Below are 25,576 nucleotides of genomic sequence, written 5' to 3' on the forward strand. Positions count from 1 at the left end.
GCCACGACGCCGCTACCGCCGCCCGTCTGTCCCCCGCGAGGTTCCGGGGCCCTGCTGGTCCTTAGGGCTGCGGCGGGGCGGCGCGCTGGCGCGCCGCCCCCCACTACAGGAAGCCAGGCTCAGCTATACGCGTACTGCGTCTCAGCCACATGGCGCAGCCGCTGCAACACGAAATCAGCCAGCTCATGCGGGCTGTACTTGGCCACAAACGCATTGGCACCCACACGCTCCACCATGGCGTTGTTGAACACGCCAGACAACGAGGTATGCAGCAGCACGTACAGGCCGGCCAGCCCCGCATGGCGGCGGATTTCCGTCGTCAGTGTGTAGCCGTCCATCGCCGGCATTTCGATATCGGAAATCACCATCGCGTAGCGCTCAGCCGGGTTCTCACCCGAAGCATGGATCTGCAACAGGTGTTCCAGTGCCTGCTTGCCATCGGACAGCAGGGTGGCGCTGACCCCCAACTGGTCCAGCACGCTGCGGATCTGCTGGCGGGCTACACGCGAATCATCGACCACCAGCACCTGCATCGGCGGCGCGTCGGCTGGCAGTGCCATGGATGGATCCAGCACCGCCTCGCTACGCACCTGGGCTATATCGGCGAGCACGCTCTCCACGTCGATCACCTGGATCAACTCGCCTTGGAAGCGGGTAACTGCGGTCAAATACGTCGATTCAGCGCCCAATTCCGGCGGCGGGTGGATATCTTCCACCGCGATATTGACGATGCGCTCAACCCCGCTGACCAGAAATCCCTGTACCGAACGATTGAACTCGGTCACCACCAGGTAGCCCGGCGTTGTGTCCGCTTCTGGTTCGCGCTCGGGGTGGCCGATAGCCAAGCCAAGATCCAGCACCGGGACCGAGCGGCCACGAACGTCGGCCACGCCGGCAAACTGGGTCGGCAACCCTGGCACCTGGAACAATGCCGGGCGACGTAGCACTTCCTGGACCTTGAAGACATTCACGCCAAAAAGCTGACGTCCGCCAAGGCGAAACAGCAGCAGAGCAAGGCGGTTATGGCCGGCCAGCCGGGTGCGCTGGTCAATTCTGTTGAGCAGGTCTTGTGACATGAATGCTGTATCGGCGGCAGGTGGCGACAACTTGAGTGTCCGCCTTGGCCAGGACTGGCACGGCACTTGCTTTGTGATTCATCGAACTATTCCAGAGCCGGGTGGCTGCCGCCGATGCGCTTACTCCTTTCTATTTGTCTGCTGCTGCCTTCACTGGCCTGGGCCACCGCGTTCCAGCCGGTGGAAACCATCCGTGCTGCTGCATTGGCCACGTTGACGGCAGGCGAGAGCGGGGAAGCCAATCTCGACGCCAACCTACGCTTGCCCGCCTGCGCGCAGCCGTTGCAGGCCAAAGTTACCGCCAACACCACGGTCGAGGTCGCCTGCCCACAGGCAGGCGGCTGGCGCTTGTTCGTCCCGGTCAAGGTCCGCCGCGAGCAGCAGGTGCTGGTTTTGGCGCGCGGCATAGCCGCTGGAGAAACCCTGGCTGCGGCCGATATAAGCAGCGTGAAGCGCGATACCGCGCGCTTGGCCGGTGCCGTGCTGTTGAAGCCGGAGGCGGCCGTTGGCCGGGTCGCTCGGCGCGCCTTGAGCGCCGGCAGCCTGCTGTCGGCGACAGATCTGGTTGCACCTCGCACCGTGCGTCGTGGCGATAATGTCGCCCTGGTGTCGCGCCGGGGCGGGGTAGAAGTGCGGATGGCGGGCAAGGCGCTGGGGGATGCGGGTGAGGGTGAGCGGGTCTCGGTCGAGAACCTGTCTTCACGCCGGGTGATGCAGGGAATTGCCACCCCTGCCGGCGACGTGCTGGTCAGCCGATAAATCGCTAAAGAAACACCCAGTGCCGCCGTTATCGTTTTTGAACCGAATCAGGACTCCATCACATGAGCCAGAAAATCGACGGTGGTATACCGGCCGCAGCGCAATTGCGCAGCGTGGCCATCAACACCAAAGTGGCCGCCACAGGCGATGCCAAGCCCAAGCCCGTTGAGGCTGCCGACAGCGTGCGCCTGACCGGCGAGGCTACCCAACTGCAGGCCGTACAGCGCGAGCTGAGCGCCGCCCCGGCCATTGACCAGGCCCGCGTCCAAGCGGTGCGCGAGGCGCTGGAAAACGGTAGCTACAAGATCAATCCCGATGCCATCGCCACGCGCATGCTGGGCCTGGACCAGCAGTTGCAGGGATGAACCTCTCCATGGGCGACCCGTTGCAGCGCCTGAGCGAAGCGCTTGACCGCGAACAACGCGCCTTGGCCGAGCACGACGTGCCGGCCCTGGTAGCAGCCACCGGCAGAAAGCTGGATGCCCTGCGCGAGCTGGAACGACAGCCGCCGCTGCATGAGGCAGAAAAGCTCAAGGAGTTGGCCGAGCGCAACCACGCCAATGGCGTATTGCTGGCGCGCCGTCGTCGCGAGATCAACTGGGCTCTTCGTCAGCTGGGCCGCAGCGAGAACGCGCCTTCTTACGATGCCAAGGGGCAGGCGCAAACCGTGCATGCGCGGCGGCCGCTGGCCGTTGCCTGACCTGTAGCAAATGCGGCGCCAGTGCCGCGATCGAATACGCACATCCAGCTATAGTGGCGGTCTGTTCCCAAGTTTGTACCGACCGCCGTGACCCAGTTCGATAGCAGCATTCTCATGCCAACCCCCTCGGCGGCCACATTGCGAGCCCTCGGTGAGCGCGTCCAGCACGGTATGCTGGTGTTCAGCGGCAAGTTCGAAGTCAGCATCGCCAATGGCCTCGTGCGCGAGTTGTTTGGCGTGGACGGTCCTGGCAGCGTTGATCTTGGCCGCCAGCTTGAAGCCTTGTTGCCACCTTTCGCGCTGTCGCAGGCCCGCGATTCGGGCAGCTGGATTGGCAGCTTGCCGGTCGGTGAGCGGGTCATCACCCTGCATCTGCACCATCACAGTGATGAGGCTGGCGAGGCGTTTCTGGCCCTGTTCCAGCATATCGACGGCCCAGAAGACTACGAGCGCGAGTTGCAGCAGCGTCATGCCGAGCTGCGTCAGGCCTATCTGCGCTTGAACGGCACCCAGGAGAAGCTGCTGCAGTCCGAGAAGATGGCCTCCATCGGCCAGCTTGCTGCAGGCGTCGCGCACGAAATCAACAACCCGATCGGCTATGTCCACTCCAACCTGGGCAGCCTGCAGGAGTATCTGCGCAGCCTGTTCACGGTGATCGAGGCCTACGAGCGCGCCTTGCGCGCACCTGACCCGAAGGCGCTGATTCCCGAAATCGACGATATCCGTGACCGTCTGGATATCGATTTCATCAGCCGGGACCTGCCGCAGCTGATGGCCGAGTCACGCGAAGGCATCGAGCGGGTGACCCGCATCGTGCGCGATCTCAAAGACTTCTCGTACTCCGGCCGCGACGAGTCGTGGAAGCTGGTCGACCTGCATGCCGGCCTCGAATCGACCATCAACATCATCTGGAACGAGCTCAAGTACAAGGTCACGCTGGAGCGTCACTACGGCGAACTGCCGATGATCGAGTGCCTGCCGTCCGAGCTCAACCAGGTCTATATGAACCTGCTGCTCAATGCCGGTCATGCCATTGCCGATCGCGGCAATATCGTGGTCAGCACAGGTGTCAGCGGTGATGAAGTCTGGGTGGAGTTCAAGGATGACGGTGCAGGCATTTCGCCGGAACTGCGCCAGCGCATTTTCGACCCGTTCTTCACCACCAAGCCGGTCGGCAGCGGTACCGGTCTTGGTCTGTCGATCTCCTACGGCATCATCAACAAGCACCACGGCCGCATCGACCTGGACAGCACGGTAGGCGAGGGCTCCTGCTTCCGCATTGTGCTACCGATCCGCCAGCCGAAATGATCGGCTGCGCGGCTGCCGAATTGTGGTGCCGCAGGATTGTGGGAGCGGCGTAAGCCGCGAAGCTGATGAAGTGTCAGTCCTCGTAGTACCTGCGGGTGTAGATCTCCGGCAGGTAGCCCTTCATCGACGCATCGTGCAATTGCATTGCACGGATAGCGGTTTAGCCATTGGTGGCTTCGCGGCTTACGCCGCTCCCACAAAAGCCGAAACGACCCGGCCGTTGCTTACGAAGCCCCCACACCCTGCTTTTCATCATGGGTACGGAAGGCCTGGCGGATGTGTTCGCGCAGGTCGTCGTCATTCCATGGTTTGGTCAGGAAGCGGTAGATGGCGCCGCGGTTGATCGCGTCGGTGACGGTGTTAAGGTCGGTATAGCCCGACAGAACCAAGCGGATCGTGTCCGGGTACAACATCTTTACCCGGCCAAGGAACTCGGTGCCGCTCATATCACTCATGCGCTGATCGGACAGGATTACCTGTACGTCATTGATCGCCAGTAGATCGAAGGCGTCACGCACATTGCCGGCGGCAAGGATCCGATAGCCATCGCGACGGAACAGGCGCACCAATGAGCGCAGCACGTTTTCTTCGTCGTCCAGAAGCAACAAGGTGCGGTCAGGGCGGGTCTCGGCGAACGCTTCCGGCCGCAGGTAGCGTCGACGCAAGGTCATGCCAGCGGCGTCGGCCGACATCGGTTCGCCAAACAGATAGCCCTGGAATACATCGCAGTCATTGCGACGCAGGAAACCGAGCTGGGCCTGCGATTCCACGCCGTTTGCAATCACCGTCATGCCCAGCTGGTGGCCCATGGCGATGATGGCGCGGCTGATCGCAGCCTCGCGGTTTGCGGCAGGTGCGCTCTTGATGAAGCTGCGGTCGATCTTGAGCTTGTCCACCGGATAACGGACCAGCGCGCTCAAGCTCGAGTCGCCCGTGCCGAAGTTGTCCAGGCACAGGCTGATGCCTTCGTTGCGAAGGTTGGCCAAAGTCTCGTGAACGAAGTTGACGTTGTTGGTCAGCGCGCTCTCGTTGATTTCCAGGGTCAGCATGCGTGCCGGCACGCCGATGGACTGCAGCATCGCCATCACTTCGGTGAAGAAGTTCGGGCGCAGCAGCTGCAGGGTCGACACGTTGACCGCTACGTTGAAATCATCGAAGCCCTGATCACGCCAGACCTTGGCCTGACGCAAGGTGGTTTCCAGTACCCAGGCACCGATCTGCACGATGATGCCCAACCGCTCGGCGGTGCGCATGAAGCGCTCGGGGACCAGCATGCCCAGGGTAGGGGACTGCCAGCGCAGCAACGCCTCCATGCCCATGACGTGGCCATCGCGGGCGCTGACCAAGGGCTGGTAGCGCAGGCGTAGTTCCCCGTTGTCGATGGCATCCACCAGCTGCCGCGAGATGATGCTCTCGCTGTGGGCGCTGCTGGGTTTGTGCAGCACGTGCACGTGCACGGCATTACCGCCTTCACGGCCGGCCTGATGCAGGGCGTCTTCGGCCAGATCCAGCACTCCGGTGGCGGTATTGGAATGCTCCGGGCAGAGGCCAACCCCGATCTTGGCGGTCAGGAACAGGGTGTAGGGCAGTACCGATAGGGGTAGCTCGATCTGCTGGCGTACCTGCTCGGCGAAGTCCTCCGGTGCAGGGGTCTGGCTGCCGCGAGGTACCGCGATCAGGAATTCATCGCTGCCGTGGCGCCACAGCTTGCCGCGTTCGCCGAGAAATCCGCGCAGACGTTCAGCAATCAGGATCAGGGCCTGATCACCCACCTCGGCACTCATGTTCTCGTTGACCGAGGCAAAGTGGTCGATATCCAGATGCAACAGCATCAACGATGTGCCGGTACGGTTGGCGGCGTCCACCAGGGTGGCGAGCTCAGGGTTGCCAGCGCCCAGCCGGGCAGGGCGCGCGTCATTGCGGTCACCAAGCGAAGAGGGGCTGGCATTCCACATCGGGCGGGGTCCTTTGGGGGTCACTGTGCGTCCATTGCGTAGGGTAAACGCAGATCAATACGGGTGCCGGCCCCCGGCGCAGTTTCGATATGCAAGCTGCCGCCGGCGCTCTGGGCACGCTCGCGCATCACGATCATGCCCAGTCCGCGTGGACCCGCCGGATCAAAGCCTTCGCCATCGTCCACTACCTGCAGGTGCAGATCGCCATTGCTGCCGTCACGCAGCGACAGCGATACCTGGCTGGCGCAGGCGTGGCGCAGTGCATTGGTCAGGCTTTCCTGGGCAATCCGGAAGCAGGCCTGCTCGACCTCGTTGCTGGGCCGGCGCGGCAGCGCATCCACGTCCAGCAGCAACTCCACGTCGGTGGAGCGGAACAGCAGCCCGGCCTGCCATCGCAGAGCAGCTTCCAGGCCAAGGGCATCGAGCTGTGGCGGTCGCAGCAGCATCGAAAGATTGCGCAGTTTGATGACCGTGCTGTCTGCCAGCTCGACGATCTGGTCGATATCGTCCTGCCGCCGTGGCTTGTTGTCTTCATCGCGAGCGGCGCAGGCGGCCAGCTTCATCGCGGTGATGGCCTGGCCGATATCGTCATGCAGATCGCGTGAGATCGAGCGGCGCTCATCCTCCTGCAAGGAGAACAAGCGGCCCGCCATGGCCTGCAACTCGCTGTTGCTGGCGGCCAAGGCAACCCTGCCGTGCTCCAGCTCACTCAAGTCACGAATGACAAAAAGCTGGCAGGTCCGATCCCCATGTTGCAGCTGCTGGGTGATCACCATGGCGTGGAACGGCTCGCCACCTATCCGGCATAGTTGCACCGGCAGTTCGCTGTTTTTAGACCGCGGATCATGTGCGCTCAAGCCGGCCAGTAACTGCGCGGTGGTATCGCCGCGGCCGCCGCCAATGCCCAGAATGCTGCTTGCAGCTGGATTGGCATAGACCACCGTATCGCCGTCAGAAATCAGTACCCCATCAGGCAGCAGCGCCGCCAGCTCCCCGAATTCGGCAGGTAATTGCTGCCCGAGGCGGGCTGCCGGTTTCAAAGGCCGGAGCTGCCACCAGAGCAGAACCAACGTCGCACAAATCGCCATCGCGATCGTCGTCACACTTTGCGCCCGCCAGCCGACCGAATTCGCGTCCGTTGCAAGCAATACCGCCATGCCAGCCGCCAAAAAACCGGCCACAGCCAGCAGCCATAGCGTGCATGCGCGCCGCCGCAGGAGCGCGACGGGCACGGGTGGAGCGGAAGATACCGGATCGGCTTGCATGATGAGAGGTGGTTTCGGACAAGCGTCGCCCCAGTTTAGCGGCTTGTGCACAGAGCGCACGACGAAGTGCTCAATTCTGCCGCGTCGCTGCCGTTATCGAATGGGTACCCGGTTTGTCGGGCATGGAGATAGATCGCGTGGATCGCGGCGTCATAGCTAGCCTGCTTCGTCATCCGTTGAACGCGGCCGTCGTGCTGTTGGACACGGACGGGCAACCATTGGCCGCCAATGGCATGGCCAGGGAGCTTGGCCTGCCCGAACGCTTGTCACGTTATTGCTCGCAACTTGCTGGTATCCGCCAACGGCTGGACCAACACGAGGCAGTGGCCTGCCCACTACCGGGGGCAGGCCAGCGGCTGGACGGTTGGCTCAGTGTGGTCCAATCGCCCTCCGCGACTCCGCTGGGCTACCTGTATTCCGTGGCCAGCGACACCGAGGCGCGCAACGCCCGTTGGGCGATGGCAATGGAGTCGGCAGGTCATAGCTTGTGGGACTGGGATATCGTCAGCGATTCGGTTACCCGCGCCAGCCCGGCGCATGCCCCCAATGCCACGCAGCCCGGCATAGGCCTGCTTGATGAAGCGCATCCGGAAGACCAGCTACTGCTGCGTCAAGCCATTGCCGCACACCTGCATGACCCGCAGGTGCCGTTTGCCTGCCAGTTTCGGCTGCGTCAGGCTGATGGCAGTTGGCGTTGGGTGCTGGACCGCGGTCAGGTAGTCACCCGCGCTGGCGATGGCCAGCCGTTGCGGATGGTTGGCACCTATACCGACATCCAGCAACAGAAATCGCTGGAGGACGAACTGCGCTCGCAGCAGGCCTTGCTACGCCGCGCGCAGCGTGTGGCCGGCATGGGCAGCTGGGTGTGGGAGCCGCAGCGCAAGCGCGTGCAGTGGTCGGAGGAATTCGCCGCTGCCATTGGCTGGAGCGATGCCGCACTACCTACCGGCCGGCAGTGGTTGCGCAACCTTGCCAGCGAGGCACGCACGCATCTGTTCTGCAGCTGGCGGCGTCTGCTGGATGAGGCCAAAGGTGGCAGCTTCGATATCACCTGGGGTCGCGACCCGGTGACCCAGCAGCAGCTGCGTATCTGGGTGGAGCTTGACTACGACGGTGCCGGCGGCCTGCAGCGGGTGCTGGGGCAGGTGCAGAACATCAGCAATCAGCGCCGTACCGATGCCTTGATACGCTGGCGTACGGAATTGCTGAACCGGGTGTCCGCGCTGGGCCGTATTGGCGGTTGCGAGATCGAGGTCAGCACCCGTGCGATGCAATGGACCGAGGAGTGCTACCGCATCCATGGCCTGCGCAAGGCACCGGTGACCCTGGACCAGGCATTGGACCTGTACATGCCGGACTCGCGCGACAACTTTGAGTCGGCATTGCTGCGCATCGCCGAAGGCGGGCTTCCCGAGCAGCTTGATCTGTGTTTCTACCGCCCCTCCGGACAACGGGTGTGGGTGCAGGTGCTGATCGAACTCGATCAACGCGATGGCCTGCCTGAGCGCTTCGTGGTGCTGTTCCGCGATATCACCCGCGAACGCGAGGCCGATGAGCGGCTGGAACTGTTGGCGCATTACGACCTGCTGACCGGCTTACCCAATCGCATGCTGCTGCGCGAGCAGGGTTCCGAAGCGATCATCGAGGCGCGCGAACGCGGTGCCGTCCTCGCAATGCTGTTCATTGATCTGGATGGCTTCAAGAGCATCAACGACACCTTTGGTCACGCCACCGGCGACATGTTGCTGAAAGCCGCTGCGGCACGCCTGCACCAGAACCTGCGCAACGCCGATCTGTTCGCCCGCTTCAATGGCGATGAGTTCATCGTGATCCTGCGTAACCTGGTTGAGCCGGATGACGCCGGGCATGTGGCGCGCAAGCTGATTGCCTCGCTGGCCGAGCCCCTCTACCGCGAGGATGTCACCTTGAAGGTTGGCGCCAGCGTCGGTATCGCGCTGCTTGACGAAGGGCGCAACGACTTCGACAGCCTGCTGCGTGCCGCCGATGCAGCGATGCACGCTGCCAAAGAGGCTGGCCGCAATACCTACCAGTACTACAGCCAGGATGCGCTGGCGCGGACCCAGCGTCGGGTCGAGATCGAACATGCGCTGCATGGTGCGGTCGAGCGCGACGAGTTCAGCCTGGTCTACCAGCCTTTGGTGCACGCCAATGGCGATGCAACGCCCTCGATCGAGGCGTTGCTGCGCTGGAACAGTGGCAGGATTGGCTCATGCAGCCCGGCCGAATTCATTCCGATTGCCGAGAAGTGCGGCGAGATCATCCATATAGGTGACTGGGTGCTGCAGGAAGTCTGCCGGCAAGCTGTGGTCTGGCAGCAGGCCGGGCTGAAGTTCGAGCGTATTGCAGTCAACGTGTCGGCATTGCAGCTACGTGATCGCGGCTTCGCCGAGCGCGTTGTCAGCATCTGCCAGCAGTATGGCTGGCCGCCACAACGCTTGGAGCTGGAGCTGACCGAGTCGGCATTGATCAGGGATACCGATGCGCTACGCCAGTGCTTTGATGTCTTCGAACAGCACGGCATTCCGCTTGCTGTGGACGACTTCGGTACCGGCTTCTCGAACCTGCACTATCTGAATCGCTTTCCGGTGCAACGGCTGAAGATCGACCGCAGCTTCGTGCAGGGCATGTTGCACGATGTCGGTACCGCCGAGGTTACCCAGGCCATCGTGCATCTGGGCCACGCACTGGGCATGCTGGTGGTGGCCGAAGGCGTGGAGACCCCTGCCGAAGCGACGATGCTGATCCAGCAGGGCTGCGACGAACTGCAGGGCTATCTGTTCTCGCGGCCACTGCGTCCGCGCGAGATGGTGCAGTGGCTGCGCAGCGGCCCGGGCGAGCTGCTTGAACTGCCCAGCCTGGGCTCGATCTCGACGATCAGCGCTACGCACTGACGGTCGGCAAAGCAGACAACCAAGCCTGGCTGCGTGATCCGCAGCTGGGCTTTTTCTTTGTCTTTGCGTGTGGGAGCGGCGTCAGCCGCGAAGCTGGCAATGGGGACAGGCCTTCATCTGATGATGTCTTTGCTTCGCGGCTTACGCCGCTCCCACAAAAAGCGTGGAGCGCGCGCAGGCCCGGGCCGCCATGCTGTTTGTCTGTGGGAGCAGCGTAAGCGGCGACGCTGGCGCTGCTTGCAGGTCGAGAACTGATGCTGTGCTTGCTTCGCGGCTTGCGCCGCTCCCGCAGAAGGACCACGGTGCGCGCGGATGTGTAGCCCGGCCAAGCGCAGCTTGAGGGGGGCTCAGGAAACGGACAGGTCCCAGTCGATGCAGGTTGTCAGCCAATCGACGTCCTCGGCGCGGCCAGGGCTTTGGGCTTGGTCGCGCCGTGCTCGCAGCTCCAGCAGCTCCTGCTGCGCACGCTGTTCAAGCAGTGCGAGCTGTTCGCGGCGGCTCAACGAGCTGTCTTTGGCGGTAGTAGTCGATGGAGGCATGGCGTCATCAGACTGCGCTGCTGGCTCGGCATTGCTGTTGGCGGTGGAGCGGGGTGTCAGCATATATCAGTGCGCTTGCAGCAACAGCAAAGCCCCGGGCAAGGGCCGGGGCTTCGATGCAAAACGGGTGCAGGGGGAAATCAGAACAACTCCACCGTGCCTGCGCCCATGCTCTGCTGGGACACCGGCTTGTGCGGCGGGCGCTCCCATTCCACGCGCATTTCGCGCAGGCGGCTGCCGGTGCGCTGCAGCGCGCTGACCATTTCGCCGTCAAACACGCCGCCGTTACGATGCAGCAGTTCCTGCAAGGCGACGGCTTCGCGGTTGATCGCGCCAAGACGGTCAAGATGCGTATGTGCACCACCCAGGGCCTGGGTGGCGATGTCTTCGAACTGCAGGGCACGCACGGCTTCAGCGACGCTGCCGTCGATGGCGCGGCCACATTCGGAGATCTCGCGCATGCCGTCGCCCAGCGAGGCATTGATCGCAGCCACGCTGTCCAGCATCGAGGCGGCTTCGTGGCGCGCTTCGCGGGAGCGGTCCATGTCGCGCGAGGCCATGTGGGTGACGGTTTCCCGCACCTTGGCGATCGCGTCCTTGGAGCTGTGCGCCAGCTTGCGGATCTGCTCGTTGAAGGTGGTGGAGCGCTCGGAGAGGTTGCGCACCTCGTCGGCCACCACGGCGAAGCCACGACCGGCTTCGCCGGCACGCGCGGCTTCAATGGCGGCATTCAGGGCCAGCAGGTTGGTCTGGTCGGCGATCGACTTGACGTCTTCGAGCAGGGCGAAGATGCCGTCCAGGTGCTGCGCCATCTGGTCGATGTGCTGCACGGTGTTGCTGCTCTGGCCGCTGACCTGCTCCAGCGCTTCCACCAGCTGTTCCATCTGATGGCTGGCGTTCTGGGCAAAACGGGCGACGTCGACGCCACCATTGCCACCGCCACCCTCGTCACCGGCGCGGTCAACGATGCGGGCCAGCGCCTGACTCTGCTGGCGTGACTTGCGGCTCATCGCATCGAAGCTGCCACCGAGCCCGCCGACGGCTTGCCGGATCAGCTCACGGGCGCGCTCGATCTCGCTGCGCGAGCCATCGATTTCGTTGCTGACAAAGCTGCGCAGCTCGTTGAGCAGCTGGTCCTGCTCTTTCAATACCTTGGCGTGCTCGGGCGAGCGCTGGCTTTGCGAATGCACGCTCCACCAGGCAAACACCAGCCAGCTCAGCACCATGGTGGTCAGGATCGCCCACAGGGCCGCGGAGGGCCAGGACAGGGCGGCAGCGACCACAACCAGAAGGGTGAGGACAAGCGGGGCTGCCAAACGGATTGCAATACGTGAATACATGGACGTTCTCGGGAGAGTCACGAATGCAGTATCGGCAGTGGGCAGGGTGTCTTTAGCCCACTGGCGTGAATCCCGGGAGGTTTTGCGATGCAGGCCCGCAACCCATGCGATTGCGGGCCTAGAAAATCAGCGAAGACGGCGCTCGATGGCTTCGAGCATGGCTTTGCGCGAGAACAGGAAATCCCAGTACGCGCCGCCCAGCTGGCGCCACAGCACCGCCGAGCGTACTGCGGCCAGCAGCAGCGCACGGATCTCCGATACCACCATTGCCTGGCCCAGGTAGTGCGGGTTGCCCTGCACCATGATCTTCGGCTTGAGCTGGCTGATGGTGTCCGCATACAACGCGCCCATCGCGCTCAGTACGTCCGGGTGGCAGCTGTCGCCGCGCTCCCGGGCAATGCTGGCGGCGCGCTCGATGCCGGCTTCAACCTTGTCGACCGTGGCGCCTTCACGCACGAAGCGGCGTTCCAGCTGCATCACCGACAGCGCAAGCCGTGGCAGCAGATCGTCCTTGCCCTGGTTGCGGAAGTAATCGCGCAGCAGGCGCAGGCCAGGCTCAACCTGGGTGGCACTGCCGTACACGGCAGCGGGCGAGCTGGCATCAATACGCAGCACGCTGTCCATTGCGGTGCGCACCACGGCGCTTTCCGAATGGCCGGTTTCTGCGATGCGGCGCACCTGCTGCAAGGCCTGGGCAATGCCAGCCAAGGCGAGTACGCGGTCATCGATGGAAAAAGTCATGGTCATCTCTCAAGGGGAAACAGGGGCAGCCAAACGGCGCTCCAGGGGTGCATCGGTGCCGGCGATTACTGCGCCGCCCAGGCATTCCATGCCGTCGTACAGCACCAGCGACTGGCCGGGGGTAACGGCGCGTTGCGGGCGAGCGAAATGCACGTCCAGCGTACCGTCATCACGCACCTTCACGGTGCAGGCTTCGTCCGGCTGGCGGTAGCGGGTCTGCGCGGTGCATTCGAATTCACGGGCGGGTGGGGTGCCGGCAATCCAGTGCATGGCTTCGCTGCGCAGCCAGTTGGATTGCAACCACGGGCTGTCATGGCCCTGGTCGACGTACAGGATATTGCGTGCCACGTCCTTGCCGACCACGAACCAAGGTGCGGCAGGGCGGCCGCGCACGCCGCCGATGTTCAGGCCTTCGCGCTGGCCCAGGGTGAAATAGAACACGCCGGGGTGACGGGCGATAACCTGGCCATCGGGGTCCTGGATCTCACCTTCGCGGGCCGGCAGGTACTGACCAAGGAATTCGCGGAAATCGCGTTCACCGATGAAGCAGATTCCGGTGGAGTCTTTCTTGGCATGGGTGGGCAGGCCAGCCTCGCGGGCAATGCGGCGCAGCTCGCTCTTTTCCATGTGCCCGATCGGGAACAGGGTGGCTGCCAGCTGGGCCTGGCCCAGCTGGTGCAGGAAGTAGCTCTGGTCCTTGCCGCGATCGGCACCGCGCAGCAGGCGCCAGCGGCCGCCGGAGTGGTCGACCTGGGCATAGTGGCCGGTGGCGATGCGCTCGGCGCCCAGCTCGCGCGCGGCGTCCAGGAAGTGCTTGAACTTGACCTCGCGGTTGCACAGCACGTCCGGGTTGGGCGTGCGGCCGGCCGCATATTCGGCCAGGAAGTGCTCGAACACGCCCTGCCAGTATTCGTTGGAGAAATCGCGGAAATGAAACGGAATGTCGAGCCGCCCACAGACCGCCACCGCGTCGCGGCGGTCATCTTCGGCGCGGCAATGACCACTGCCATCGTCAGCCCAGTTCTGCATGAACAAGCCGACGACATCCAGGCCTTGCTGGACCAGGGTGAGTGCGGCCACCGACGAATCCACGCCGCCGGAAACGCCCACCACGATATTGGGATTGCTCACGGTGCCACCTGTCGCACGATCGAAAGCGGGTAACGCTGCCCGGCCAGCCAGTCGGAGATCGTATGCCAGACCAGCGGGCTACGCAGTCGCGCCATGTCGGCCTGCAGTGCAACCGGGCTCATCCACAGCGCCTGCACGATGCCGGCGTCCAGCGTCTGCTCCGGGTGATGCTGCAGCGGCTCGGCGGCGAAGGCAAAGCGCAGGAACGGCGTGCCATCGGCAGCTGTCCACTGATAACTGCCGATGAAACCGGTCAGGCGCACGTCCCAGCCGGTTTCTTCGCGGGTTTCACGCACGGCCGCCTCAAGCAGGCTTTCGCCTGGCTCGAGGTGGCCGGCCGGCTGGTTCAATACCCTCCGGCCGCTTTTTTCTTCCTCTACCAGCAGCAGTTGCCCTGCGCGGGAGACCACGGTGGCCACGGTCACATGTGGCGCCCATCGCTGGGACTGCAAAGCATTCACGCTCAGTACTCGTCCTTGGACGTCATTTCCAGTTCGATCGCATCGGCGCTCTTGGCGGCAGCGTCGATGGCATCGGAAATCACCTCTGCGCTGGCATTGGCATCAACCTTGACCACGAACATCGCTATTTCGCCCTGCTTTACCCAGCCGCCGAGCTTGGAGTCGTTGGAGTCTTCCAGCAGGCGGTTGGCAACCAGTGCCGGAAACTGCGGGCCATCGGACTTGTAGCCCGGCGACCAGATTTCGCGGACGTGATGGCTGCCGTAGGTCTCGACATTGGAGCGCACGTACACCAGCTGGGTACGGTCGTCATCCATTTCAAAGACCAGCTGGTAGTCGCCATCGCTGTCCACTTCATACTTGTACTTGAGCGTATCGAGCACGCGGCCGACAGCACGGTCCGGCTCACCGGCAAAGGCGCTTCCGGTGGCAGCCGTGGCCAGGGCCAGCAAGGCGATGCTGAGTACAGACTTCTTCATGTTTTCCCCAAGGAATGGATGGTTAGCCGGTAAATTGTGCGGGGGCGAGGGGGCCGGCGTCCAATGGTCAAAAGACAGCCACCTGGAACGGCTATAATCGACAGATGTCCCAGAAGACCCAACACGACAGCGAACACGGCCTGCTGGTAGCGCCCGGCAAGCCCGAGGTTGCGCCCCCGCCGCAGTACCAGGTGATGCTGCTAAATGACGATTACACCCCGATGGACTTCGTGGTGACCGTCCTGCAGAGCTTCTTTTCCATGGATATGGACAAGGCCACCCAGGTGATGCTGCACGTCCATACCCGCGGCCGCGGCATCTGTGGTGTGTATACCCGCGAAGTTGCCGAGACCAAGGTTGCCCAGGTCAACGAGTTCTCGCGCATGAACCAGCACCCGTTGATGTGCACGATGGAGCGGGCCTGAGCCTGCCTTGGGCGCCGACAGTGCGCCCCGCTCTTTGCCCATGCGGCACGGTTATCAGCATCGGTGCCGCAGTGGCCGCTGGTCTGCTGTAAAACTGCAGGTGTGCCGGTGCACGGGAGTCGGAGGTGGCAGAACGAAGCGTTTCGCTTGGTGCCCGCAATCCGGCTCCAACCCCCTGTTCTTCCGTCGAAACTGAATGCAGGATTCACGGGTATGGGCGATTTGCTGAGATTGCGGGTGCGTTGTCTACATCTTCGTCATTAAGGTGCTGGAAAAATCGTCGTCAGGCCGCATATTGTCTCCAACCGCAACCGGAGTGCCTTATGTTCAGTAAAGACCTCGAGCAGACCATTGGTCAGTGCTACAAGCGCGCCCGAGAAGCCCGTCATGAGTACATGACGGTTGAACATCTACTGTTGGCGTTGTTGGAGAATGCGTCGGCGCAGGCCGTGCTCAAAGCCTGTGGCGCGGACCTGGAACGACTGGGCCGCGAACTCGAGAAGGCAATCAATGCCTCGGTCTCGTTGCTGGCCGAGGACGATGGCCGTGACACCCAGCCAACCTTGGGCTTCCAGCGGGTACTGCAGCGGGCCGTGTATCACGTACAGTCCTCCGGCAAAAAGGAGGTCACCGGCGCCAATGTGCTGGTCGCTATCTTCGGCGAAAAAGAGTCGCACGCCGTCTATTACCTCAACCAGCAGGACGTAACCCGGTTGGATGTGGTCAATTACCTGTCCCATGGCGTGGGCAAGAGTGGCGATGACCCGGAAATGTCTTCCCCACTTGAAGGCGAGGGCAGGGCCGAGGGCAGCGATGGCGAAGGCAAGGGTGATTCCCTGACCGAGTTCGCCAGCAATCTCAACGAACAGGCCAAGGCCGGGCGGATCGATCCGCTGGTTGGGCGCCGCGATGAGATCGAGCGCACCATCCAGGTACTGTGTCGTCGTCGTAAGAACAACCCGCTCTATGTCGGCGAAGCCGGCGTTGGCAAGACCGCCATCGCCGAAGGCCTGGCCAAGCGCATCGTCGACGGAGAAGTGCCGGATGTGCTTGCCGATGCGGTGATCTATTCGCTGGATCTGGGTGCGCTGGTGGCTGGCACCAAGTACCGCGGTGACTTTGAGAAACGCCTGAAAGGTGTGATCACCGCGCTGAAGAAGATACCCAACTCGGTGCTGTTCATCGACGAGATCCACACCATCATCGGTGCCGGCTCGGCGTCCGGCGGCACCATGGATGCGTCCAATCTCATCAAGCCTGCGCTGGCCTCGGGCGAACTGCGCTGCATCGGCTCGACCACCTTCCAGGAATACCGTGGCATCTTCGAAAAGGATCGTGCCCTGGCGCGCCGCTTCCAGAAGATCGACATCGTTGAGCCCACCGTGGGCGAGACTTACGAGATCCTCAAGGGCCTGCGGCCGAAGTACGAAGCACACCACGGCGTGACCTACGCCGACGATGCCCTGCAGGCGGCAGTGGACCTGTCGGTCAAGCACATTGCTGATCGCCTGTTGCCGGACAAGGCCATCGACGTGATCGATGAGGCAGGTGCGCGTCAGCGCCTGTTGCCGGAAGGGCAGCGCAAGGAGCGTATCGACGTCGAGGAGATCGAGACCATCGTCGCCAAGATGGCGCGGATCCCGGCCAAGCAGGTCACCGCCACCGACAAGGATGTGCTGCAGCACCTTGAGCGCAATCTGAAGATGGTGATCTTCGGCCAGGACCAGGGTATCGAATCGCTGGCTTCAGCGATCAAGCTGTCGCGTTCTGGTCTCGCCAGTCCGGACAAGCCGATCGGCAACTTCCTGTTCGCCGGCCCCACGGGCGTCGGCAAGACCGAGGTGACCCGCCAGCTGGCACTGCAGCTGGGTATCGAGCTGGTGCGCTTTGACATGTCCGAGTACATGGAGCCGCATTCGGTGAGCCGCCTGATCGGCGCGCCTCCGGGCTATGTCGGCTTTGACCAGGGCGGTCTGCTGACCGAGAAAATCGTCAAGACCCCGCACTGCGTGCTGCTGCTGGACGAGGTGGAGAAGGCGCACCCGGACATCTTCAACATCCTGTTGCAGGTCATGGATCGTGGCGTGCTCACCGACACCAATGGCCGTGAAGCCAATTTCAAGAACGTGATCCTGGTGATGACCACCAATGCTGGTGCCACCCAGGCGGCGCGTCGCTCGATCGGCTTCACCAAGCAGAACCATGCCACCGATGCGATGGAAGTGATCCGCAAGAGCTTCACTCCGGAGTTCCGCAACCGCCTGGACGCGGTGGTGCAGTTCCAGCCGCTGGGCTTTGATCACATCCTGCGGGTGGTGGACAAGTTCCTGATCGAGCTGGAAATGCTGCTGCAGGACAAGCACGTTTCGTTGTCGGCCACCCCGGCCGCGCGCGAATGGCTGGCCCACCACGGCTTCGACGCCGACATGGGGGCACGCCCGATGTACCGGGTGATCCAGGACAAGGTGAAGCGTCCGCTGGCCGACGAGCTGCTGTTCGGCAAGCTGTTGAACGGCGGCAAGGTCAGCATCGACGTGCGCGACGGTGAGCTGATCGTGGAAACCGAGTCCGAGCCGGAGCACCTGTTGCCGGCGACGGTGTAACCACACTCTTGTAGGAGCGGTGTAAACCGCGAAGCCGGGATTTTTTCGGCACAAACAAAAACCCCGCATCAAACGATGCGGGGTTTTTGTTTGTGCTCCACGCCCCCTCCCTTGTGCCGAAGGCGCAGGGGAGGGTTGGGGAGGGGGGCTTCGTTGCCTCTGTAGTGCCGAGCTATGCTCGGCATGGGGCATTACCGGGAACGCTTCTGCCGAGCATGGCTCGGCACTACAAGGGGCATTGCTGGGAACGCCTCTGCCGAGCATGGCTCGGCACTACAGGGAATCTTGGCCACGCGAAAAAGCCAGCGCGAAGGCTGGCTTTCTGCTAACGCTCGACTTACCGCATTACTTCATGCGGTAGGTGATACGGCCCTTGGTCAGGTCGTACGGCGTCATCTCAACCTTGACGCGGTCACCGGTCAGGATGCGGATGTAGTTCTTGCGCATGCGGCCGGAGATGTGGGCGATGATTTCATGCCCATTTTCCAAGCGAACACGGAACGTGGTGTTCGGCAACGTCTCGCTGACGGTGCCTTCGAACTCAATGGAGTCGTCTTTCGACATGTAGTCCTGTGCGGTTCTGCGGACGGCCAATGGGCCTAAGGGCGGGCATTTTACGCTGTCGCGGCCAAGGATGCAAAGTTTGCGTTAAGCACCAGCATTCAGGCCAACGCCGAGGCGGCCAGTTCGCCAAATCTGCGCGTCCAACTGCCTGCATCGCTGGGCTGCTGGACCAGTTGGCGCACGCTTTCCAGAAACACTGTGCGTGGCAGATGCTCGGCGCCCATCCGCAGCAGGTGCGGGTTCTCCACCTGTGCATCCATCAATGGCCAGCCCCACTCGGCCAGGGTGCTGGCCAGGGCCGCGAGTGCCACCTTGGAGCCGCCGCTGCGGCCGCTGAACATGCTTTCGCCGAAGAACATCTGGCCGATGGCGACGCCATAGATGCCGCCAACCAACGCTTCGCCATCAAACACCTCCACCGAATGCGCGTAGCCGAGCTGGTGCAGGGCGACATAAGCCTTGTGCATGTCGGCGGTGATCCAGGTGCCATCCTGGCCGGGACGCGGCGCCAAGGCGCAGGCCTGCATGACCTCGGAAAACGCTGTATCAGCGCGCACCGTCCAGTTGCTTTTGCGCAGCCCGCGCCGGAAGCGCGAGGACAGGTGGACCTGATCGGTGCGGAGCACCATGCGTGGGTCCGGTGACCACCACAGCAGCGGTTGGCCCTCGGAAAACCATGGAAAGATGCCGCCGGCATAGGCATTGAGCAGCCGCACCGGGCTCAGGTCACCGCCAATCGCAAGCAGGCCATCAGGCTCCTGCAAGGCCAGCTCGGCGGGCGGGAACGGCGCATCGCTGGCGCTGTCCAGCAGGAACGGACCTTTGTTGCTCATTGCGATGGATCTTCCTGCTTGAAGGGCGAGTGGCGCATCAGGTCTGCGGAATAGGTCGCGACATCCTCGCGCTCGTGGCCGCACCAGTCGCGTGCCGCCTCGCGGAACTGCGGATGGGCAAGCCAATGGTGGCTGCGAACCTGTGTCGGAAGAAAGCCGCGTGCCAGTTTGTGTTCGCCCTGCGCGCCGGGCTCGAAGCGCTGCAGGCCTTCGCGCAGGCAATATTCGATGCCCTGGTAATAGCAGGTCTCGAAGTGCAGGCCGGGCAGGGTGGCGCCGCCCCAATAGCGCCCGTACAGCGTATCGGTACCACGCAGGCATAGCGCGCCTGCAATCGGCTCACCATCCTGGATCGCCAGGAACAACACCAGCTGACGCGGCATCTGCGCGGCCATGTGGCGCAGAAAGGCCAAGGTCAGTGCCGGTGCGTTGCCGTACTCGGCAAAGGTCTGCAGATAGAAGCCGTGCATTGCGCGCAACTCGTCCGCGCTGGCCTCATCGCCGTGGCGCACGACGAAGCTGATACCGGCGCGGACAACCTTGGCGCGCTCCTGGCGGATGTTCTTGCGCCGCTTGTGATCCATCGCGCCGATGAAGTCATCGAAGTTCTTCCAGTCCGGCTGGCGCTGCCATTGGAACTGCACGTCATCGCGCTGCAGCCATTGCGCGCCGAACAGTGGGTCTTCATCGGCGAGATGGAAATTGATATGTGCGGACGACAAGTCGTTGTCCTCCACATGGCGCACGATGGCCTCGATCAATGCCTGCCGATCAGCGTCGTAACGGGCCAGCAAGCGCGGCCCGGTGACCGGCGAATAGGGTACGCCGCACAGCCATTTTGGGAAGTACTCCAGACCGTGGCGTGCATACGCGTTGGCCCAAGCATGATCGAACACGAACTCGCCGTGCGAATTCTGCTTCAGGTAACCCGGTGCGGCGGCGACAAGTTCGTCGTCGCGCCACAGGCTCAGGTGCTGGGCCTGCCAGCCCCATTCCGGGCGCAGGCAGCCATGCTGCTCCAGCCCGCTGAGAAAGGCGTGGCTGATGAAGGGGTTGCTTCCGTCATGCAGGCCATCCCACTGCGCGGCGCGCAATGCTGCAAGGCTGGGCAGGACGCGAAGTTGCAAAGGCAGGTTCATGGTTCCAACGTCAGTACATCGATGACGGGTGGGTTGAACAGGCGCAATGGCAGGCCGATCTCTCCGGTACCGCTGGTGGTGAAAACACGTATCGGACCGCAGGCGCCCTGCATCACCTGCTCACCGCGATCGAAGCCATGAGCGCTCGGAATGACCTTGCGGTACAGCCAGGGGATGCGGATCTGTCCGCCATGCGTATGCCCGGCGAGCACGACGGCCACATTGCCAGCGCACACCTGCATGGCGCTGTCGGGGTTATGGGCAAGGACAATCGTGGGGCCGAGCAGTGCCTCGCCCCCGAGCAGGAAGCGCGCGTCATCCCGGCCTGCCCAGCGGTCTCCGAGGCCGGCCCAGTTCACGCCGTCGGCGTCCCTGAGTAGACGTCCTTCGATGACGTTCATGCCGTGCGCGGCGAGTGCGGCACGCAAGGCTTTGTCGATGTCCGGGCCGGGCTGTTGCTGGTCATGGTTGCCGAGCACCACAAACGCAGGCGCGCGCAGGTCAGCCAGCGGCGCGAACAACTCCTGCAGCGACAGGCCTTGCGGCTCGTAGGTCAGGTCGCCGGCGATCGCCACCGCATGGACATCCTGATCGTTGATGCGCTTCACCAGTCGCTCAAGGAAGCGCCGATCCTTGTAGACGCCCAGGTGGATGTCACTGACCAGCGCGATACGTGTAGCGGTGCCGGTACCTTCCAGTGTGGTGTGCCTGATCACGATCATCTGCGGCTCGATGAAGCGTGCCCAGACGAACACGCCGCAGCCGAGCAGCAGCACCGCAAGCACCGGCCGGTGGCGCGGATTGCGCCACCGCCATAGCAGCCAGACCATGGCAGGAAAAACCAACCAGCTGCCATGGAACAGCAGCTGTTTGATCAATACCTTGTCCATGCCGGGCTAGTGGGGCAGGGCGCTCAGGCGCCCTTTTCGTCCAGGAAGCGCTCGGCATCCAGCGCGGCCATGCAGCCGAAACCGGCCGAGGTGATGGCCTGGCGGTAGTGCTGGTCGGCGACGTCGCCGGCGGCGAACACGCCTTCGACCGAGGTCATGGTGGCATTGCCGCCCAGACCCGAGCGGATTTCCAGGTAGCCGTTGTTCATTGCCAGCTGGCCGGTGAACAGCTCGGTGTTGGGCTGGTGGCCGATGGCGACGAAGAAGCCATGGGCTTCGATATCCCGGGTGCTGCCGTCCATGGTGGACTTCACGCGCACACCGGTGACGCCAGCGTCATTGCCCAGCACTTCGTCGACCTGGTGGTGCCACACGGTTTCGATCTTGCCGGCGGCGACCTTGGCGAACAGCTTGTCCTGCATGATCTTCTCCGCCTTCAAGGTGTCGCGGCGGTGGACCAGGTAGACCTTGCGGGCGATGTTGGACAGGTACAGCGCTTCTTCGACAGCGGTGTTGCCGCCGCCGACCACGACCACATCCTGGTCCCGGTAGAAGAAGCCGTCACAGGTGGCGCAGGCCGACACGCCGCGGCCCTTGAAGGCTTCCTCGGACGGAATGCCCAGGTACTTGGCGGTGGCGCCGGTGGCGATGATCAGCGCATCGGCGGTGTACTGGGCACTGTCACCGGTCAGGGTGAACGGGCGCTTGGACAGGTCGGCGGTATGGATGTGGTCGAACACAACTTCGGTTTCGAAGCGCTCGGCATGCGCCTGCATGCGCGCCATCAGGTCCGGACCCATCAGGCCGTGGGCATCGCCCGGCCAGTTGTCGACCTCGGTGGTGGTCATCAGCTGGCCACCCTGCTGCAGGCCGGTGACGACCAGCGGCTTCAGGTTTGCGCGCGCGCCATAGACCGCAGAGGTCCAGCCGGCGGGGCCAGAGCCGAGGATCAACAGGCGGGAGTGCTTGGTCGGGAGGCTGGAAGTGCTCATGTATACTCGCGAAAGTCAGGATTGGTGGCCCGAACGCGGCAGTCCGCAGCTGTCCGGGCAAGCCAATAGAGTGGCGGTCCGACCTCGGTGAATCAAGGCACGTGAATGGAACTGCGCGGCCCGTTGCACACAACTCTGCTGTTTCCCGCATTGCCGCCGCCTCTGTCTGGCGGCTTTTTGACGTTTTCTGTCTGTCAGCCGTACCGCACTGCGCTGTAATTGGGTGAAACCCGACGATCTGTCGTTTAATATCAATCACTAACCGTGCATTTTTAAGGTCTGGTCAAAGGTGGCGAAACAGGTCCCGGAACGCGACAAGAGCCCCAAGGCTACCGCTGAAGCGCGCAAGTCGGCAGTTGCAGTAGACAATCCGCGTCGACAAAAGCTGTGGCGTGATCTGGCGCTGATCGCGATTGCGCCGGCGCTGCTGTACCTGCTCGCCAGTCTGTTCACGTATTCGCCTGCCGATCCGGGCTGGTCGCAGTCGGGCTCGGTGGTTGCGCCCGTCCACAACATGGGCGGCAAGGTCGGCGCTTGGATTGCCGATGTGCTGCGCCAATTGTTCGGCTACGTGGCCTACCTGATCCCGGTGATGCTGGCTGCGGTCGCATGGATCGCCATGTTCGGCCTGAAGAAGACCGATGAGCGCGGCCAGGATGATCTGGGCCCGGCGCTGCGTCTGGTCGGCATCGTCGGTTTCCTGATTGGTGCCACCGGCTTCCTGTACCTGCGTCTGCCGCCGGGCGACGTCGCCCGCGCAGGTGGCGGCCTGGGCGTGCTGGTCGGCAAGTCCCTGCAGACCGGCTTTGGGCCGGTGGGCAGCAATCTGTTCCTGCTGGTGCTGTTGCTGACCTCGATCACCTTGGCCACCGGGCTGTCGTGGTTCGCGGTGATGGAGAAGATCGGCAAGTGGGTGCTGGCCCTGGGCCCGTTGCTCAACAAGAAGAAAGAACAGGCCAATGAGTGGCAGCAGACCCGAGTGCTACGTGAAGAGCGCGAGGAAGTGCGCAAGGTGGACGCCGAGGTACGCGCCAAGCGCGAGCCGGTGAAGATCGAACCGCGTCCGGCACCGGTGATCGAGAAGAGTGACCGCGCCAAGCGCGAGACGCAGATTCCGATGTTCCAGGGCGTCAACGGCGACGGCTCGGACATCCCGCCGCTGGCCCTGCTCGACGATCCCAAGCCGCAGGCCAAGGGCTACGACGAACAGACGCTGGAAACCCTGTCGCGGCAGATCGAGTTCAAGCTCAAGGATTTCCGCATCGATGCGCAAGTTGTCGGCGCCTATCCGGGCCCGGTGATCACCCGTTTCGAAATCGAGCCGGCGCCGGGCATCAAGGTCAGCCAGATCAGTTCGCTGGACAAGGACATCGCGCGCGGCCTGTCGGTCAAGTCGGTGCGCGTGGTTGACGTGATTCCGGGCAAGTCGGTGATTGGCCTGGAAATCCCCAACGTCACCCGCGAGATGATCTTCCTGTCCGAGCTGCTGCGCTCCAAGGAATACGACAAGTCGGCCAGCGTGCTGACCCTGGCGTTGGGCAAGGACATCGCCGGCCGCCCCAGCGTGGCCGACCTGGCGCGCATGCCGCACCTTCTGGTGGCCGGTACCACCGGCTCGGGCAAGTCCGTTGCGGTCAACGCGATGGTGCTGAGCCTGCTGTACAAGGCCAGCCCGAAAGACCTGCGTATGCTGATGATCGACCCGAAGATGCTGGAGCTCAGCGTCTACCAGGGCATCCCGCATCTGCTGGCCCCGGTGGTCACCGACATGAAGGAGGCCGGCAACGGCCTGCGTTGGTGCGTGGCCGAAATGGAGCGCCGCTACAAGCTGATGAGCGCGGTCGGAGTGCGTAACCTGGCCGGCTTCAACAAGAAGGTTAAGGACGCCATCGACGCTGGCCAGCCGATGATGGACCCGTTGTTCAAGCCCAACCCGGAGATGGGCGAGGCGCCGCGTCCGCTCGAACCGCTGCCGTTCATCGTCATCTTCATCGACGAATTCGCCGACATGATGATGATCGTCGGCAAGAAGGTCGAAGAGCTGATCGCGCGCCTGGCACAGAAGGCACGTGCGGCCGGCATCCATCTGATCCTGGCCACGCAGCGCCCGTCGGTGGACGTGATCACCGGTCTGATCAAGGCCAATATCCCGACCCGCATCGCCTTCCAGGTCAGCTCCAAGATCGACTCCCGCACCATCCTCGACCAGTCCGGCGCGGAAGCGCTGCTGGGCAACGGCGACATGCTGTACCTGCCGCCGGGTACGGCCATGCCGGACCGCGTGCACGGCGCCTTCGTCTCCGACGAAGAAGTGCACCGCGTGGTCGAGCACCTCAAGGCCAGCGGGCCCACTGACTACATCGAGGGTGTGCTGGACGAAGTGCAGACCATGGGCGATGGCATAGTGGTCGGTGCCAACGGCTTGCCTGAGAGCAGTAGCAGCGGCGGCGACGAGTCCGATCCGCTGTACGACGAAGCCCTGCGCATCGTGACCGAAACCCGCCGCGCGTCCATTTCCGGCGTGCAGCGTCGCCTGAAGATCGGCTACAACCGCGCCGCGCGCCTGATCGAGGCAATGGAAGCGGCCGGTGTTGTCACCGCGCCCGAGCACAACGGCGACCGCACCGTGCTGGCTCCGCCGCCGCCCAAGCACTGAACGAATGGGCGGCATTCAGCGATTGATTGCCGCCCATTCAGTTTGAAAGAGGCAGACTCTGCCTCACCAACGACACAACTATCCCAAGCCGCCATGACTGCATTCCTGCGCCACTCCGTTCTTGCTGTTGCCCTGGCTTGTGCCGGCCTTGCTGCGGATGCCCGTGCCGGCGCCCGCGACGACCTGAAGTCCTTCACCAGCGGCCTGCGCGGCCTTGATGGCCAATTTGCGCAGCAGGTGGTGGATCAGCGTGGCCGGGTCAAGGAGTCGTCCAGCGGCCGTGTTGCGTTGTCGGCACCGCGTCAGTTCCGCTGGGAATACACCCGCCCGCATCCGCAGCTGATCATCGCTGACGGCAGCAAGCTGTGGGTTTACGAGCCGGACCTGGAGCAGGCCCGGGTCAGCCCGCAGGGCACCGAGGAGCAGAACAATCCGCTCACCGCGCTGATCAACCCGGCACTGCTGGAACAGCAGTACGACATCAGCGAAGAAGCCGCGCCGCGCGACGGCATGCAGTGGCTCTCGCTCACCCCCAAGCGCGATACCCAGGCCAGCTTCGATGTCGCCGCACTGGGCTTCGCCGGTGGCGCGCTGTCGCGGATGGAGCTGACCGACGCGGTCGGCCAGCGCACCATCATCAGCTTCAGCGGCTGGAAGAAGAACCCGAGCTTTGCTGCCGGCACCTTCCGCTTCGTGCCGGGCAAGGACGTCGACGTGGTCGGCGACCGCTGAATCCAAGCCGGGCTTTCGAGGCCGGGGCAGGGCGGCCACGCTGCTAGAATGCGGGCGTGGCCAGATCCCGAAATAT

General features: G+C 63.4%; 22 protein-coding genes and 1 pseudogene. 9 read left to right on the top strand and 14 right to left on the bottom strand.

The genetic code is table 11. The features are described from left to right. Positions 1 to 119 precede the first annotated feature (119 nt). Complete coding sequence (locus ACVOLL_RS05085) at positions 120 to 1,076, bottom strand: chemotaxis protein (RefSeq protein ID WP_481511902.1); 957 nt, start codon at positions 1,074 to 1,076, stop codon at positions 120 to 122. Positions 1,077 to 1,190: 114 nt separating this feature from the next. Between ACVOLL_RS05085 and flgA the strand changes: the two genes are divergently transcribed. The 4 genes from flgA (at position 1,191) to ACVOLL_RS05105 (ending at position 3,843) form a co-directional block, all read left to right on the top strand. Further along, entirely contained in the window at positions 1,191 to 1,835 is a 645-nt protein-coding gene (gene flgA / locus ACVOLL_RS05090) for a flagellar basal body P-ring formation chaperone FlgA (RefSeq protein WP_481511903.1), read from the top strand. 62 nt (positions 1,836 to 1,897) lie between these two features. After that, complete coding sequence (flgM, locus tag ACVOLL_RS05095; protein WP_481511904.1) at positions 1,898 to 2,200, top strand: flagellar biosynthesis anti-sigma factor FlgM; 303 nt, start codon at positions 1,898 to 1,900, stop codon at positions 2,198 to 2,200. Beyond that, positions 2,197 to 2,535, top strand: coding sequence for a flagellar protein FlgN (locus ACVOLL_RS05100; protein ID WP_481511905.1), 339 nt, complete (start codon positions 2,197 to 2,199; stop codon positions 2,533 to 2,535). Before flgM ends, ACVOLL_RS05100 begins: the two co-directional genes overlap by 4 nt. Before the next feature lie 114 nt (positions 2,536 to 2,649). Beyond that, positions 2,650 to 3,843: an ATP-binding protein gene (locus tag ACVOLL_RS05105; RefSeq protein WP_481511906.1), complete on the top strand. Its 1,194-nt coding sequence runs from the start codon at positions 2,650 to 2,652 to the stop codon at positions 3,841 to 3,843. 224 nt (positions 3,844 to 4,067) lie between these two features. Here ACVOLL_RS05105 and ACVOLL_RS05110 read toward each other — a convergent pair whose 3' ends face one another. After that, positions 4,068 to 5,798 (bottom strand): EAL domain-containing protein, encoded by a 1,731-nt coding sequence (locus ACVOLL_RS05110; RefSeq protein WP_481511907.1) that lies wholly within the window; start codon positions 5,796 to 5,798, stop codon positions 4,068 to 4,070. Positions 5,799 to 5,818: 20 nt separating this feature from the next. Beyond that, a pseudogene (locus ACVOLL_RS05115) lies at positions 5,819 to 6,772 on the bottom strand (sensor histidine kinase); the annotation flags it as partial. A gap of 428 nt (positions 6,773 to 7,200) precedes the next feature. Between ACVOLL_RS05115 and ACVOLL_RS05120 the strand changes: the two are divergent. After that, the gene (locus ACVOLL_RS05120) at positions 7,201 to 9,975 is read left to right on the top strand and encodes a bifunctional diguanylate cyclase/phosphodiesterase (protein WP_481512024.1); all 2,775 of its coding nucleotides are present in this window, start codon (positions 7,201 to 7,203) and stop codon (positions 9,973 to 9,975) included. Between the two features lie 347 nt (positions 9,976 to 10,322). Here ACVOLL_RS05120 and ACVOLL_RS05125 read toward each other — a convergent pair whose 3' ends face one another. The 6 genes from ACVOLL_RS05125 to ACVOLL_RS05150 all read right to left on the bottom strand — a co-directional run bounded on the left by ACVOLL_RS05125 (position 10,323) and on the right by ACVOLL_RS05150 (position 14,666). Beyond that, the gene (locus tag ACVOLL_RS05125) at positions 10,323 to 10,577 is read right to left on the bottom strand and encodes a hypothetical protein (protein ID WP_481511908.1); all 255 of its coding nucleotides are present in this window, start codon (positions 10,575 to 10,577) and stop codon (positions 10,323 to 10,325) included. Between the two features lie 77 nt (positions 10,578 to 10,654). Further along, positions 10,655 to 11,854, bottom strand: coding sequence for a methyl-accepting chemotaxis protein (locus ACVOLL_RS05130; RefSeq protein ID WP_481511909.1), 1,200 nt, complete (start codon positions 11,852 to 11,854; stop codon positions 10,655 to 10,657). 126 nt (positions 11,855 to 11,980) lie between these two features. Continuing rightward, positions 11,981 to 12,595, bottom strand: coding sequence for a high frequency lysogenization protein HflD (gene hflD / locus ACVOLL_RS05135; protein ID WP_481511910.1), 615 nt, complete (start codon positions 12,593 to 12,595; stop codon positions 11,981 to 11,983). A gap of 9 nt (positions 12,596 to 12,604) precedes the next feature. Then, positions 12,605 to 13,726, bottom strand: a complete 1,122-nt coding sequence (gene mnmA, locus ACVOLL_RS05140; protein WP_481511911.1) for a tRNA 2-thiouridine(34) synthase MnmA — start codon at positions 13,724 to 13,726, stop codon at positions 12,605 to 12,607. Then, complete coding sequence (locus tag ACVOLL_RS05145; RefSeq protein ID WP_481511912.1) at positions 13,723 to 14,187, bottom strand: NUDIX hydrolase; 465 nt, start codon at positions 14,185 to 14,187, stop codon at positions 13,723 to 13,725. The genes mnmA and ACVOLL_RS05145 overlap by 4 nt, the downstream gene beginning before the upstream one ends. 2 nt (positions 14,188 to 14,189) lie before the next feature. Then, the gene (locus ACVOLL_RS05150) at positions 14,190 to 14,666 is read right to left on the bottom strand and encodes a hypothetical protein (RefSeq protein ID WP_481511913.1); all 477 of its coding nucleotides are present in this window, start codon (positions 14,664 to 14,666) and stop codon (positions 14,190 to 14,192) included. A 104-nt stretch (positions 14,667 to 14,770) separates the two neighbouring features. Between ACVOLL_RS05150 and clpS the strand changes: the two genes are divergently transcribed. Both clpS and clpA read left to right on the top strand, forming a co-directional pair. After that, the gene (clpS, locus tag ACVOLL_RS05155; protein ID WP_282272346.1) at positions 14,771 to 15,091 is read left to right on the top strand and encodes an ATP-dependent Clp protease adapter ClpS; all 321 of its coding nucleotides are present in this window, start codon (positions 14,771 to 14,773) and stop codon (positions 15,089 to 15,091) included. A gap of 323 nt (positions 15,092 to 15,414) precedes the next feature. Beyond that, positions 15,415 to 17,694: an ATP-dependent Clp protease ATP-binding subunit ClpA gene (gene clpA, locus ACVOLL_RS05160; protein WP_481511914.1), complete on the top strand. Its 2,280-nt coding sequence runs from the start codon at positions 15,415 to 15,417 to the stop codon at positions 17,692 to 17,694. Between the two features lie 345 nt (positions 17,695 to 18,039). Here clpA and infA read toward each other — a convergent pair whose 3' ends face one another. The 5 genes from infA to trxB all read right to left on the bottom strand — a co-directional run bounded on the left by infA (position 18,040) and on the right by trxB (position 22,112). Beyond that, a complete protein-coding gene (gene infA, locus ACVOLL_RS05165) occupies positions 18,040 to 18,258 on the bottom strand; it encodes a translation initiation factor IF-1 (RefSeq protein WP_005409596.1) in 219 nt (72 codons plus the stop codon). A 98-nt stretch (positions 18,259 to 18,356) separates the two neighbouring features. Then, positions 18,357 to 19,091 carry a leucyl/phenylalanyl-tRNA--protein transferase gene (gene aat, locus ACVOLL_RS05170; protein WP_481511915.1) on the bottom strand — a complete coding sequence of 245 codons (735 nt, stop codon included), beginning with the start codon at positions 19,089 to 19,091 and terminating at the stop codon, positions 18,357 to 18,359. Further along, positions 19,088 to 20,230 (bottom strand): GNAT family N-acetyltransferase, encoded by a 1,143-nt coding sequence (locus ACVOLL_RS05175; RefSeq protein WP_481511916.1) that lies wholly within the window; start codon positions 20,228 to 20,230, stop codon positions 19,088 to 19,090. Before ACVOLL_RS05175 ends, aat begins: the two co-directional genes overlap by 4 nt. Next, positions 20,227 to 21,120, bottom strand: coding sequence for a metallophosphoesterase (locus ACVOLL_RS05180; RefSeq protein ID WP_481511917.1), 894 nt, complete (start codon positions 21,118 to 21,120; stop codon positions 20,227 to 20,229). The genes ACVOLL_RS05175 and ACVOLL_RS05180 overlap by 4 nt, the downstream gene beginning before the upstream one ends. Positions 21,121 to 21,143: 23 nt before the next feature. Beyond that, positions 21,144 to 22,112, bottom strand: a complete 969-nt coding sequence (gene trxB / locus ACVOLL_RS05185; RefSeq protein WP_481511918.1) for a thioredoxin-disulfide reductase — start codon at positions 22,110 to 22,112, stop codon at positions 21,144 to 21,146. Positions 22,113 to 22,401: 289 nt separating this feature from the next. On the opposite strand from trxB, the gene ACVOLL_RS05190 reads away from it, so the two are divergent. Next, positions 22,402 to 24,768, top strand: coding sequence for a DNA translocase FtsK (locus ACVOLL_RS05190; RefSeq protein WP_481511919.1), 2,367 nt, complete (start codon positions 22,402 to 22,404; stop codon positions 24,766 to 24,768). Positions 24,769 to 24,861: 93 nt separating this feature from the next. Further along, positions 24,862 to 25,500: an outer membrane lipoprotein periplasmic chaperone LolA gene (gene lolA, locus ACVOLL_RS05195; RefSeq protein ID WP_481511920.1), complete on the top strand. Its 639-nt coding sequence runs from the start codon at positions 24,862 to 24,864 to the stop codon at positions 25,498 to 25,500. The last annotated feature ends 76 nt before the right edge of the window (positions 25,501 to 25,576 follow it).

This window comes from Stenotrophomonas sp. STEN035, assembly GCF_056759935.1.

Excerpts from the sequence above, each read along its gene's own strand:
- ACVOLL_RS05085 (WP_481511902.1), bottom strand. The coding sequence starts at position 1,076 with ATGTCACAAGACCTGCTCAACAGAATTGACCAGCGCACCCGGCTGGCC.
- infA (WP_005409596.1), bottom strand. The coding sequence starts at position 18,258 with ATGTCGAAAGACGACTCCATTGAGTTCGAAGGCACCGTCAGCGAGACG.
- ACVOLL_RS05100 (WP_481511905.1), top strand. The coding sequence starts at position 2,197 with ATGAACCTCTCCATGGGCGACCCGTTGCAGCGCCTGAGCGAAGCGCTT.
- aat (WP_481511915.1), bottom strand. The coding sequence starts at position 19,091 with ATGAGCAACAAAGGTCCGTTCCTGCTGGACAGCGCCAGCGATGCGCCG.
- clpA (WP_481511914.1), top strand. The coding sequence starts at position 15,415 with ATGTTCAGTAAAGACCTCGAGCAGACCATTGGTCAGTGCTACAAGCGC.
- flgA (WP_481511903.1), top strand. The coding sequence starts at position 1,191 with ATGCGCTTACTCCTTTCTATTTGTCTGCTGCTGCCTTCACTGGCCTGG.
- ACVOLL_RS05130 (WP_481511909.1), bottom strand. The coding sequence starts at position 11,854 with ATGTATTCACGTATTGCAATCCGTTTGGCAGCCCCGCTTGTCCTCACC.
- clpS (WP_282272346.1), top strand. The coding sequence starts at position 14,771 with ATGTCCCAGAAGACCCAACACGACAGCGAACACGGCCTGCTGGTAGCG.
- lolA (WP_481511920.1), top strand. The coding sequence starts at position 24,862 with ATGACTGCATTCCTGCGCCACTCCGTTCTTGCTGTTGCCCTGGCTTGT.
- ACVOLL_RS05180 (WP_481511917.1), bottom strand. The coding sequence starts at position 21,120 with ATGGACAAGGTATTGATCAAACAGCTGCTGTTCCATGGCAGCTGGTTG.
- ACVOLL_RS05105 (WP_481511906.1), top strand. The coding sequence starts at position 2,650 with ATGCCAACCCCCTCGGCGGCCACATTGCGAGCCCTCGGTGAGCGCGTC.
- flgM (WP_481511904.1), top strand. The coding sequence starts at position 1,898 with ATGAGCCAGAAAATCGACGGTGGTATACCGGCCGCAGCGCAATTGCGC.
- ACVOLL_RS05150 (WP_481511913.1), bottom strand. The coding sequence starts at position 14,666 with ATGAAGAAGTCTGTACTCAGCATCGCCTTGCTGGCCCTGGCCACGGCT.
- ACVOLL_RS05110 (WP_481511907.1), bottom strand. The coding sequence starts at position 5,798 with ATGTGGAATGCCAGCCCCTCTTCGCTTGGTGACCGCAATGACGCGCGC.
- ACVOLL_RS05175 (WP_481511916.1), bottom strand. The coding sequence starts at position 20,230 with ATGAACCTGCCTTTGCAACTTCGCGTCCTGCCCAGCCTTGCAGCATTG.
- ACVOLL_RS05125 (WP_481511908.1), bottom strand. The coding sequence starts at position 10,577 with ATGCTGACACCCCGCTCCACCGCCAACAGCAATGCCGAGCCAGCAGCG.
- hflD (WP_481511910.1), bottom strand. The coding sequence starts at position 12,595 with ATGACTTTTTCCATCGATGACCGCGTACTCGCCTTGGCTGGCATTGCC.
- trxB (WP_481511918.1), bottom strand. The coding sequence starts at position 22,112 with ATGAGCACTTCCAGCCTCCCGACCAAGCACTCCCGCCTGTTGATCCTC.